The organism is Microbulbifer elongatus, from assembly GCF_020524885.1.
Lineage (GTDB): Bacteria > Pseudomonadota > Gammaproteobacteria > Pseudomonadales > Cellvibrionaceae > Microbulbifer > Microbulbifer elongatus_A.
The window spans coordinates 498,014-509,900 of record NZ_JAIVKJ010000003.1; the positions used below are offsets into that span (position 1 = coordinate 498,014).

Here is an 11,887-nt window from a genome sequence, read left to right on the forward strand (position 1 = left end):
CATCAGTCGCGCTGGGCATCAGCGACAAATTGATATCAGTCGCCATGCCCATGCTGCATCGCTCTCTTGATTCTATCGAGAGTCGCGCGCTGAATCGCTTCATCGTCGGCATCGTTCGCCATGATCGATCTGGACTTCGAACCCGCTGAGCGCGGGGCAGGGCCGACGGGCTGCAATCGGCCTTCGAGCATCGTGCCCCATACCTCAATATCTTTCAGTTTCTCCGGCGCAACTTCGTAGGGACTCTGCATCAGAACGGTCAGGTTCGCGTCTTTGCCCACTTCGATTGAGCCGACCTGATTCTCCATCTGGATCGAGTAAGCCGCCTCGATGGTGATTGCTTTGAGGGCGTCGTCAAGCGGAACGCGGTGCTGTGGCCCCGCTACCGGGCCTTCCGCGGTATTGCGATTAACCGCCGCCCACACGAGTTGCAACGGCTTGGCCGGTGCCATCGGCATGTCGGAGTGGAAGGACAGCGAGCCGCCGTTTTTCAGTACGTCCTGGTGAGGCACCATGTTCGCTGCGCGCTCTGGCCCGATACCAAGCTTCGCGTAGCGCCCGGCGAGGGCCGTTACGTAGTAGGGGTTTGAACTTACGATACCGCCGAGTTCGATCCAGCGTTTGACCTGCTCGGGTTGCGCAAAGCCAAAATGCACGAGCACCGTGCGATGGTCTTTGCGCGGCTTGCGCGCCACCGCCTTCTCAAGCTCACCCAGTAATACATCGAGACCGGCATCGCCATTATTGTGTACGTGGATCTGGTAGTCCGCATCCCAGTATGTCTGGAACATAAACCCGAACGCCGGGGGGTCGATGATCCACGCACCATGGTGGCCGTCTGTGTAGCCATCTTTCATCTGCATAAGCTGGCTGTAGATGGCGCCATCGGTGAAAAGCTTCACCTGCCCGGGCAGGTACCAGGTGCGGCCATTGCCCCAGTCCTCAACCTTGCGTGTTTCAGCGATCAGGCTTTTAGCGTCATTGGGCTTTATCGCATAGAAGCTTTTGCCGTCTCCGATAAAGCAGTGGTTGAACGGCGTGGCATCGTCCGAGTACACGGCATTGACCGCGTCCTGCAATTTTTTCGAGAGGAATCCGCCTGGCTCGCAGGCGAGGGTGATGCCATTGCGATGGTAATAGGTTTCGGTGTATTCGAGGCCGCGCTGAAACTGCTCGGCAGAGGCGAGGTAAGGCGTGAGTTTCGGGAGGATACCGAGTACTCCCTGCTCATAGAAATGCCCCTTGGGCAAGTCGCTCATCGACTTGGCGCTAGACCCGAGCCCGGATATATAGGCGTCGTCGATACCCGTGAGCTTGAGTGCGGCCGAGTTCAGGTAAAACTCGTGCTGCGACCGGTGCCATACGATCACTGGAAAATCCGTTGCCAGTTCGTCGAGCAGGTCGCGGGACATCTCACCGTGAAAGTAGTGGTGATAACCCCAGGTGATAAACGGCTTGCGCTTGTCTTTGTGCCCGCTGAGCGCTTTCTTTAGTCGTTCCCGGTAACCCTGTTCATCGCGCACGGCGGGGGAGAGCCCATCGATGGTGTCCCAATCCTCGATTGAAATGACTTCCACGTTCATCGCCAGTGCTGCCAACACCGGGTGAACATGTTGCTCGACGAAGCCGGGCATCACAACCTTGTCATTAAGTGACTTGTCGAGGCGTGCATTGTTGCCGACCACCGCGTTTACTTCCTCCCGGGTGCCGACCGCCACGAACTTGCCGTCGCGCACCGCGATTGCCTCGGCTTTGGGCTTCTTCGGATCCATTGTGATGAATTCACGGGCCGTGTAGATCACGGTTTGCGATGACTGCTCCGCAAGTGGATGTAGGTCCTGCAGCCGGATGGCCTGTGACCAGGCCAGATTAGGCACGGCGAGGAGGAGCGTTAAAGCTAACGTGGTTAGCTTGTTCCAAAAATGCATCTCTCCTCCTGAGCCTGGCAGGGAAGTCGGAGCTTGGCGGTTATTTCCCTTCCGTTGCGCTGACCTGATACCTGTGGTGAGTGACAAGTTTAGCTGAGCCTTATCGCGCGCAGGCCTGCTTGGTGGAGGGTTTGCGCGCCAGTAATGTTGTGTTTCAATGAGATAAAAAACAGTCAGAACTGTTTGTTAGTGTTCTTGGTCTTTGTTATGGTAAGGCGGTGAATGCGATCGCATTCCGGCACCTGATGAGAGTAAGCGGGGTTAGGGACTTACCCGCAATAACGATAAATAGCTACTTGCCTCGAAGGAATGACAATAATGAAGCGATACGTTGCATCGATCAGCTGTGTCCTGCTCGCCAACCCGATAGCCTCCGCAATTGCACAAGAAAGCCAGTTTGATGCCGAGAGGAGCATTGAGCACATCACCGTTACCGCCACCAAGCGGGAAGAGAGCATCCAGGAGGTGCCGATATCCGTGGCGGCCTTCGACAAGAATTTCTTCAGGAATTCCGGCGAGACGAATTTTAACGCGCTGGAGCAATACACCCCGGGCCTGAAAATCCAGTCCGGGCCAGATTCCAGGACCACATCCCTGCGCATACGTGGAATCGGTTCCGCAGGCTCCAATGCCGGTATTGACCCCAGTGTGGGGGTTTTTATCGATGGGGTGTACCAGAGTCGCGCGGGTATGAACATCAATGAGTTGGTGGATATCGAGCGTGTTGAGGTGCTCAGAGGCCCGCAGGGCACACTGTACGGCAAGAACACCGCGGCCGGTGCCATTAACGTGATTACTGCCAAGCCCTCTGCGGAGTTTGCTGCGGAAGGCGATCTTGTCTTCGCCAACAATAACCGCAAAGAAGTGCGTTCGATGGTGAACGTGCCGCTCGGCGAGTCCGGTAACGCGATGCGCATGAGCGCGTTCGCGGTTAACGGCGACCACCTGTTTACCAATACCTATACCGGTGAAGGCGTGAACGATGCGGACAAGTGGGGGCTAAAAACCCGCTTCCTGTTCAACTTTGATGACAGCGAGCTACTGCTTAACGCGGATTACTCGAAGGAAAACACCGACTGCTGCGCACTGGCGGTGATCGACTACAACGGTGTATCTCCGATCATGATCGGCACACCGATGACCAACAACCCCTCGGCCATGCTACCAGGGCTGCCGTACACCGCTCTGGAAACTGCGCCAGGCAGCATTGGTGCACCTCCACAGGCGGACCCATTTGGTGATGATTACTGGTTCAATGACCAGCTGAGTAACAACGTGGAAGTAGGGGGGCTCTCTGCAGAGTGGAATTACGAGGCTCCGAATTCCCAAAGCGTCACCTTTATCAATGCAGTCAGAACCTATACCTCCAGCAGCAGTTACGATGGCGATTTCACGGCCTACGATGCGGCATCGCCGGCAACAACAGAGGAGGACATGAAGCAGTTTTCCTCAGAACTTCGTGTCGCTTCGCTGGGCGACAATACCCTGGATTATCAGGTAGGTCTGTACGGTTACTACTCCAATTTCGAAACCGAAGGCAGCCTGGGCATGAACGAGACCATTCTGCTCAATTCGCCGCCGTTGCAAACGGGGTTGCCGCCGCTCTCCGCGATCCTAGGTAGTCGCTCGCAGAACATTGATGTCAACGAGTATTCCACCAGTGCCCTGGCGATCTTTGGCCAGCTTGCCTGGAATCTCAGTGACGAGCTGAGCGCGACCTTCGGTTTGCGTGTGACCCAGGAAAGAAAAGAGCGCACCGGCTCCCAGCGCACCCTGCGCACGCCACTCCCGGGCCTGCCGGCCGAGTCTTTACCACCGTTCCAGTACTTGCCGTTTGACCTGGCACCGATTGCCGGGGCGGACGTCGACTTTGACCAGAAACGCAGTGATAGCGATATCTCCCCGTCGTTTAACCTGCGCTATTTCGTCATGGAAGACGTGATGGCCTATGCCAGCGTGAGTAAAGGGTTCAAGTCCGGAGGCTTCGACCAGCGCCGCGTGCCGGTGGAGGTTTACGGAAGAATCAATGGCGGCAATGATAGTGCCGGTGAGTTCGGTGAAGAGGAAGCAACCAGTTATGAACTCGGTTGGAAAAGCACCTTGCTGAATGACCGTCTTATCTTTAACGGCGCTTTCTATTTCGTCGATTACGATAACTTCCAGGCACAGGCCTTCGATGGTGCAAGCACCACCGTTACCAATGCCGGTGCACTGGAAAGCTATGGTTCGGAAATGGACCTTCTGTTCGTTGCCAGTGAGAACCTCACCCTGGGTACCGCGATTGGCTACAACAAGGCCGAGTACAAGGAGTTCGACAATGGTCAGTGTACCGCGATGGACTCCCTGTTCTGGTCACTGGCTAATCCCACTGCGCCCTGTGTGGCTGACCTAGCGGGCAAAACGCTGGACAATGCCCCGGAGTGGACCTATAGCTCCTTTGCCCAGTACGAGCAGCCGCTGTCTTCGGGCCTTCAGGTGATCGCCCGTCTCGAGCACAATTTCGTAGATAGCCACTATCTCGACCAGGACCTGGACCAGGCGCTGTTTAATGACTCGGTAAACCTGGTCAATCTCCGTCTGACCTTGAGCAACTTTGATCGCAGCTGGGAGGTAGTGGCTTGGGGTAAAAACCTGCTGGAAGAGGAGTATTTCCTGATGGGTATCGACATCCCCACCATCGGCGGCTATGCCGGTGTCGTCGCTCCACGGTCTACCTACGGACTTACCCTGCGTCGCAGCTTCAACTAGGTTTTGCATAGAGTACGCGGTGAAAATGGAGAGTGTTATGACCGTCGCAGAAGTCACCCAAGAAAATCTGAAGGCGCCAACGATCAAGGGAAACTTTGAGGCGCAGGAAAATGAATACGATTACTGGGTGACCGACATCGAAGGTAAGGTGCCCGACGACCTCACTGGTTCCTTCTTCCGCAACGGCCCCGGCCGGCTGAAGCTAGGGGGAGAGGTGGTCGGGCATTGGTTCGATGGCGATGGCATGATCGCGCGCACCACGTTCACCCGTGGCAAGGTTCACTTTTCCAATAAGTTCATCCGCACACCCAAATACGTGGATGAAACCGCAGCCGGTAAATTCCTGTACCGGGGCTTTGGCGGTGCGCCTAAGGGCAATTTTTTCAAGCGCTTCGCACCGCCGGCCAACCCGGCAAATACCGGCCTGATTCTCCACGGTGGCAAGTTTCTGGCATTAAATGAAGGAGGGCGGCCGTATTCTGTTGACCCGGCAACCCTCGACACCTACGGGGAATTTACCTACGACGATAGCCTCACCAAGACGAATGTGTTCAGTGCACACGGTAAGATCAATCCAAAGACCGGTTACTACTACAATTTTGGTCTGTGTTTCGATGTCGGCTGGGGTGGCATAAAACCGGGTTTTGAGCTGTACAAAATTGACCCGAGCGGGCACATGGTGGGCCGCGCCAGGTTTGCCCTGGACCATATGCCCCTGCTGCACGATTTCGCGATGACCGAAAACTACGCGATTTTTATCCAGTCGTCGGTATCCATGCAGGGCAACCTGTTGATGACCATGCTGAAGAATGGCTCCTTTGCAGACTTGATGCTGTATGACAAGGAGCTCACTAACAAGGTCATCATTATTGACCTACACAACCTGAATTTGGTTGATACCATCGAGATCGATCCCATCGCCTGCCTGCATTTTGGCAATGCCTACGAGAAGAGTGGGGAAATTCACTTCGACCTGATGGAAACGAAGGAGGGCGGTTTCGGTACCCCGGACCACAAGATCGAGCCACTGGACCTGTTCTCGGAAGATGTGAATTTCCGCTCCGGCGCTGCCCGCTACAAACGCTGTGTCGTCGACTTGAAGCGTCGGCGATTCCAGAGTGAATTCATTGACGATGCGCTGGAGGGCGAGTTTCCACAATGGGACTGGACCCGTACCACCTCAGAAAACCGTTATGCGATCGCTACCGGCTATACCGGTGGTGGCCCCAGGACCTACTTCAACGCCATACAGAAGATTGACCGCAAAACCGGAAAGGTAGAGGTGCATGATTTCGGCAGTTACCGGTTCAATGGTGAGCCGCTTATGGTGGCCAGGCCGGAGTCCGATGCCGAGGACGATTTCTACTGCCTGTGCTACGTCTACAATGGCAACAGCGACAAATCAGAAGTGGTTGTAATTGACAGCAGGCACTTCGCGGAACCACTTGCCACCATCAAGCTCGACTTCCATATTCCCCAGGGCTTCCACGGCATGTTTAGTCCGAAGGTATTTCTGTAATACATCACAATCCCCCGGCTTCATCAGTATCGTCATCTGTCGCGGCCACGGGCTGTGATAGAGTGGCCGCCTCTTCGGGCCAGCCCATGCCGGTCTAAGACCTTCTGGCCGCACTGCTGGTCAGGTTGTATCTCCCGACTTACCTACCACCTTATTTACCGCCAAACCACTTTTTGATTTTGGCGGTGAAACCATGGCGATTGTGGTGCTTCCGCACCGCCTTCTCGTCCGCCACAAAATTGATCTGGATGGAGCGACGCACGCCGTCAAAAGCGGGGTAGCCGTGCCAGCAGTTGTCGGTAACGCGGAAGCCCAGCAGTGCGCCGGCGTTGGGTGTTACCTCATCGGCCATATCTTCCATGTTGTCGCTGTTGAGGATGCGCAACTTGCCTGTCTCCGCCGTCCACTCCTCGTTGAAATAAATCAGGATGGTGGCAATTTTGGACTTGGAATCGGTGTGCACGCGGCCGTCTTTGGGGCGGGACACGCCCCTCAGGGTAACGATCATCGGCAGGGTGTTGAGATCCATGCCCAGCTTATCGGAGGTCAGGCGGCGAAAATCCGGGCCGTTGAGCTCATCAATCAGCGCCGTGAATTCCTCGCCACACTCTAACCCCTCCAGGGTAAAGCTTCCCCCGGCCTGAATATCGGGAAAACCCTCTAGCACCGCCTTGACGCGGTTGGGACTAATAATATTATCTAGTACGAAGTAGGGAAACGGCTTCTCTTTTACTTCAGCGCCGGCCAGAGCTTCGATATTGAGGTAGGAGGCCATAAGCATTCTCTGCAGCTGTTGATTATAAGAAATCTATTGTTGTCACAGGGATACTGCGTTGGAGACATGTTAGGCCCAGACCTACCCCTGAGCAATAGCCTTAATAGCCGTGCCTGTACGCGCTTGGCTTTGGCCAGTACCTGCTCCCGCTGACCGTGATTATGGCCGCTGGCATCTTCGCTGCGACCATGGGGATATGATTGCCGAGGATGTAAGCCCGTGGGGCGCACTATTATGTGTGAACAATGTCTGACTGGCTGTCGCGACGAATGACTGGGCTGACCAACACGAATCGGCATTATGGCGCCGTCGCCATATTACTCCACTGGTTTATGGCGGCACTACTTATAGGGCTCACTGTGCTCGGCGTGTACATGAGTGCGCTCCCGGATGTCGGATTCGACAAGGAAAAGATTACGCTCATTGTGTATCACAAAGAGTGCGGCATATTGGCGCTGGGGTTGGCGATGGTGCGACTGGCATGGCGCGTGGGTAACGTATTGCCCGCTCTGGTCCGTGAGCTGCCTGACTGGCAGAAGGTGGTGGCACGTTTTGTACACCTGTGCTTCTACGCGTTGATGTTTGCCTTGCCGGTTAGTGGATGGTTGATGTCATCTGCCGCGAGCATTCCCGTCTATGTCTTTGGCATCCAGCTGCCGGATTTGATTCCGCACAATGAGTATCGCTTTCAGCTACTGATCGAGGTACACAAGTGGCTGGGGTATGCCTTGATTGGCTTTATCCTGCTGCACGCCGGTGCCGCCTTGCAGCACCACTTCATTTCCCGGGATAACACCCTCAGGAAAATCCTGCCCGGTTCCCATCTCTAATATGCGGCTTATGGCATCTGTTCCAGCACAAACTGGGCCGTCAGCTGCAAAGCGTTTTCGACCGCATCGTTGGCCGCGACTATGCCTGCTGCTGGTGTCTCCTGCTGCATGGGGTTGTTCAGGGAAATCACTCTGCTCGCAATAATCCGGTTTGAGGCGCCCTCAATCAGCTGCACCCTCAGGGACAGGTGTAGTGTCGCTGGGGTGGCGGTAAAGTCTTGCACGAGTTCCAGGATCTCCGTGTGCAGCGCGTAGTGGTGAGGCCCAAAGTAGGGCGGGGTTGCGACCGCTTCAAAATAGCGGGTGTTTTCCAGCGTCTGCGCCAGCAGGGGAAGAAGCATCTGCGCCGGGGTTGCCCCCCATGCGTGTCGGCTGAAGTAGCCCACCTGATGTGGCTTCGTGCGATAGGCCATACGGACGGTGCCGTAAACGGGGTTGATATTGGGAGGCAGTATCAACAGCGTTACCGGATTGGTTTGTCGCTGGGGAGTTTCCCGGGGAATCTGGTCGATGACGGCGATCCGCATTTCGTTTTCCACCGGGGAGAACAGGGTGCATCCGGAAATCAATAGTGCGATAGCCGCCACCACAAACCGGGCGACTGTTCTGGTATGAGGCAGCGAGCACCCATATCCCCGTTCACTCATTCGGTTTCGCCTGGGCCAAGGGGCGGGGGCGTGCTGCCGCGCAGGAGAACGGACGGGTTGCGGTTGATCTTGTCTGTCAGGCGGGTCATGGAATTGGTCAGCTGATTCAGGGTGGCCATGGTCCGGTAGGCCTCGGGCAGTACCTGCAGCTGGAGTGCATGAACGGACTGGCTGCTCGCATCCAGTAGCGGGCCCAGTTGGCCGCTCGCCTGTTCGGTATTGGTGATAATCGTATTGAGCCGCTCCTGATTCCCCGCGAGCATCTGGCTGACCTGCCGCAGCGCGTGAACAGTATCGCCGCTTGAATCCAGCAGCGGCCCCAGCCGGCCACTGGCGTGTTCGGTATTGGCGATGATTGCGCTGAGCCTCTGCTGATTATCCGCAAGCATCTGGGTGACTTGCTGCAGGTTGCCTACCGCCTGCTGAAAGGCAGCGATGGTGTCTTTATCCAGCATGGTACGCAGAAGTTCGGTCAGCGATTGTACGTTCTCGTTTACCTGGCTGATGGCGGTGTCCAGATTGACCGAGCGGGACGGGGCGTTTGGTATACGTGGATAGCGGGCGCCGGGGGCAGCAGTGAGAGGGCCCTGCTTGCTACCGGTATTCTCCAGCAGCACGTACACATAGCCGGTGAACCCGCGGGTAGCGAGTCCACGCGCGGTAATGGTGGCAACGGTCGCGCTGGATACCGGCGCGTCCTTTTCAACATCCAGCAGGATGCGTACAGAACTGGGCCCAGTGAGTTCTACTTCGGTGACCATGCCCACGTCTACGCCATGGAACTCCACCGGTGCACCGGCAATAAGACCCGACACGGAATCTTCGGTGAGGATTTGGTAGGTAGTGAAGCGACCGGATGTCTGGTAGTGCCAGATTACACCTGCGACGACGCCCGCGAGCACCATGGCTGCGAAAGCCCATCGTGCCCGGCTCGCTGTGCTGGTAGTCATAAAGGGCCCCTGCGACGGTGAGATCGGCCCGAATAATGGCCAGTGCAAGTCTAGATCATCCTGCGACCGCACAAGTGGATACGCTGCCAAGGGTGTTGTCGAGCGACAGCCCTGTGCTTGTGTGGGGATGTTGGCGGCGTTAGAAAGCCCCCTTGCGAGGGCTCGGGGAAATAGGGTTACTCGACCGTCACTTCCGCGCTTAGCGTGACTTCCGACTTGAGGGAGTTCGTCACCAGGCAGTTTTGCTCAGACTTTTCCAATAACTTGTGTGCCTTTTCCGTATCGGTGCCTTCCGGCACCACAAGCTTGGCGGTAATGGCAATGGCGGTGAAGCAGGTGGTGCGGCCATCCTTATCCAGTGTGCCGCTGGCGTCGCACTCCAGCGATGTCCATTCGAGCTTCGAGTGTTTGGCAATGGCACGGAAAGTAAGGATAAAGCAGTCAGCAACCGAAGCGACCAGCAGGTCTTCCGGTGACCAGCGGTCGCCGGGGCCGTCAAACTGGACGGGAGGCGCCGAAGTGATGGCGGTGAGCCCGTCGGCGGTCAGGGTAATCTCGCCTTCACTCGCTGCACTGGCGGCGACTTTGTATTCGTGGGGAAAGGCTTCCACACAACCTCCTTTAGTCATGGATTTTGAATGACGCAGAATAGACTAGGCGAATCTGCGCGACCACTGATAAGAAGATATAGGGGGTTACTATATCGTGCGGATCAGCGCAGTACTTGCGAGAGAGAGTGGCGAGAAAGTGGGCGAGAAAGAGGCAGAGGGGCGGGCGCCCCCCTGCGGCATACGGAAGTTATCCGGCGGTAGCGGTCTCGCTGTCAGAAGCGAGTTTACTGTTATCAATGAATTCATTGATTTTGTACTGCAGGTAGATGGAATGGAAGAAAAAGGTCAAAACCGGGCCCAGGGTATAGTTGCTGCCGGTGGTTTCACTCATCATCTTTTGCAGGCGGTTCTTGATTTTGAACAGGGTCGTTAGAAGGGCAACGAAGTAGGCGATGTTAACAATGATGGCGAGTTCGACTTTTTCCGGGGCGATAAACTCTACAACGATTGTCAATGCAAAAAAGATTACGGTGAGGTAAATCCAGGCCGGAGCGATCTGGTTATCCTGAATACGGTTTACGGTCTGCGCGCGGGTATAGACCCAGTACACCGGATAAATCCCGAAGGTAAAAATGGTCAGCAGGAACACCCACCAGGCGCTAAAGCGGTCAAAGTTGCTGGAAATTTGATCGTTGGTGGCGACAGCCAGATCGGAACTTGGGGCTTCGTATGGATTGCTTTCCATAAGGCGATTCCTTTATATCTTGTTTTTCTTTAGTAGTTGGCGCTGAAAGCGACACTGGGAGAGTACCATAGAAATCTCCCGTGAAATCCGTATCCCAGCTTCTTCTAGGTAAATGGCTGTTTCAGGTGCGCTATCGAGGGCCAACATAGCGCTGTATGGCGATATCCCGGCCTTGTTTTTGGTAGGTAAGAAAGCGATCTGTGATGGCGGATGGCAGTCCTTCGAGACTGACCTCTGCGAACCCCAGGGATTCATAAAACGGCATCAGTTCGTGGTATGGGAAGGTGAAAGTCTGATCGTCAAATGCTTCCTGCATAAAGGCCAGTAACCGCCGGGCGACGCCCTTGCCTTGGTAGTCTGGCGCCACCGCCACTCCTACGAGTAGCTGGCTGTCGGTCAACTTGCGCAGGCAGCCACAGGCAATGATGCTATTCTGCCGGTCTCTGACCACCGCGCAGGGCTCATGCCGGCGCGCTTTACCGCGAAATTTGTAGGTGCGGTAGAATTTGTTAGCGAGTGGCATCTCCGTATCGGAGAGCCACTGTGCCGAACAAGAGTCTGCTGAAAAGTCCGGATCCATTTTCATCTATGCCGCGCGAAACCTGCCCAACCTGCCAACGCCCGCTCAACGTATGTTACTGCAGCGCGCTGGTTCATATACCCAATCGGATTAGGGTGCTTATCATACAGCACCCCCTGGAGCAGAAGCACCCGTTCAATACCGGGCGCATGGCGCACCTGTGCCTGGATAATAGTGAGTTGGTTGTGGCGGAGAGTCTGTCGGATGAATCGCTGGGCGTGCTGCTGCAACCCCGGTCAGCGTTACTTTATCCGTCCCTGAGCTGGCTTCCGCAAGTGGATTTGGTGGAGCCCGGGACGCCGCAGGCGGAGGCGATACAGCAGCTGGTAGTTGTCGACGCGACGTGGCGGAAGTCCAAGAAAATACTCCATCTGCACCCAGCACTACAGCAATTGCCTCGAGTCAGCTTCGAAGGTGAGTTGCACTCCAACTACCAGGTACGGCACTCTTCACTGGAGAATAGCCTGTCGACGATTGAAAGCATCGCGATGGCGATGCAGGGCCTGGAGCCAGGAATAGAATTCCAGGAAATTTTACGTCCCTTTGAAAAAATGATTGAACTGCAGACAAAGCAGGGTTAAGTAAAAGTCTTATTTTTATGCGCGATGTAGTGC

General features: G+C 55.7%; 11 protein-coding genes. 4 read left to right on the plus strand and 7 right to left on the minus strand.

What is annotated here, in order from left to right; all coding sequences use genetic code 11:
• Positions 1 to 35: 35 nt before the first annotated feature.
• A complete protein-coding gene (locus tag LC059_RS14170) occupies positions 36 to 1,928 on the minus strand; it encodes an amidohydrolase (protein ID WP_226704516.1) in 1,893 nt (630 codons plus the stop codon).
• Positions 1,929 to 2,246: 318 nt separating this feature from the next.
• Here LC059_RS14170 and LC059_RS14175 point away from each other — a divergent pair, with 318 nt between their 5' ends.
• A complete protein-coding gene (locus LC059_RS14175; RefSeq protein WP_226704517.1) occupies positions 2,247 to 4,676 on the plus strand; it encodes a TonB-dependent receptor in 2,430 nt (809 codons plus the stop codon).
• 37 nt (positions 4,677 to 4,713) lie between these two features.
• Positions 4,714 to 6,195, plus strand: coding sequence for a carotenoid oxygenase family protein (locus tag LC059_RS14180; protein WP_226704518.1), 1,482 nt, complete (start codon positions 4,714 to 4,716; stop codon positions 6,193 to 6,195).
• A gap of 151 nt (positions 6,196 to 6,346) precedes the next feature.
• On the opposite strand, the gene LC059_RS14185 is transcribed toward LC059_RS14180, so the two are convergent.
• Positions 6,347 to 6,970, minus strand: a complete 624-nt coding sequence (locus LC059_RS14185; RefSeq protein ID WP_226704519.1) for a 2OG-Fe(II) oxygenase — start codon at positions 6,968 to 6,970, stop codon at positions 6,347 to 6,349.
• A gap of 245 nt (positions 6,971 to 7,215) precedes the next feature.
• On the opposite strand from LC059_RS14185, the gene LC059_RS14190 reads away from it, so the two are divergent.
• Positions 7,216 to 7,800, plus strand: a complete 585-nt coding sequence (locus LC059_RS14190) for a cytochrome b (protein ID WP_226704520.1) — start codon at positions 7,216 to 7,218, stop codon at positions 7,798 to 7,800.
• 8 nt (positions 7,801 to 7,808) lie between these two features.
• On the opposite strand, the gene LC059_RS14195 is transcribed toward LC059_RS14190, so the two are convergent.
• The 5 genes from LC059_RS14195 to LC059_RS14215 all read right to left on the minus strand — a co-directional run bounded on the left by LC059_RS14195 (position 7,809) and on the right by LC059_RS14215 (position 11,216).
• Complete coding sequence (locus tag LC059_RS14195; RefSeq protein ID WP_226704521.1) at positions 7,809 to 8,447, minus strand: ABC-type transport auxiliary lipoprotein family protein; 639 nt, start codon at positions 8,445 to 8,447, stop codon at positions 7,809 to 7,811.
• Entirely contained in the window at positions 8,444 to 9,397 is a 954-nt protein-coding gene (locus tag LC059_RS14200) for an MlaD family protein (protein ID WP_226704522.1), read from the minus strand. The genes LC059_RS14195 and LC059_RS14200 overlap by 4 nt, the downstream gene beginning before the upstream one ends.
• Positions 9,398 to 9,573: 176 nt before the next feature.
• Entirely contained in the window at positions 9,574 to 10,008 is a 435-nt protein-coding gene (locus LC059_RS14205; RefSeq protein ID WP_226704523.1) for an OsmC family protein, read from the minus strand.
• A gap of 187 nt (positions 10,009 to 10,195) precedes the next feature.
• Positions 10,196 to 10,693, minus strand: coding sequence for a DUF4234 domain-containing protein (locus tag LC059_RS14210; RefSeq protein ID WP_226704524.1), 498 nt, complete (start codon positions 10,691 to 10,693; stop codon positions 10,196 to 10,198).
• Positions 10,694 to 10,823: 130 nt separating this feature from the next.
• Positions 10,824 to 11,216 (minus strand): GNAT family N-acetyltransferase, encoded by a 393-nt coding sequence (locus tag LC059_RS14215; RefSeq protein ID WP_226704525.1) that lies wholly within the window; start codon positions 11,214 to 11,216, stop codon positions 10,824 to 10,826.
• A gap of 65 nt (positions 11,217 to 11,281) precedes the next feature.
• Here LC059_RS14215 and LC059_RS14220 point away from each other — a divergent pair, with 65 nt between their 5' ends.
• Positions 11,282 to 11,854, plus strand: coding sequence for a tRNA-uridine aminocarboxypropyltransferase (locus LC059_RS14220; protein WP_226704586.1), 573 nt, complete (start codon positions 11,282 to 11,284; stop codon positions 11,852 to 11,854).
• Positions 11,855 to 11,887 lie beyond the last annotated feature (33 nt).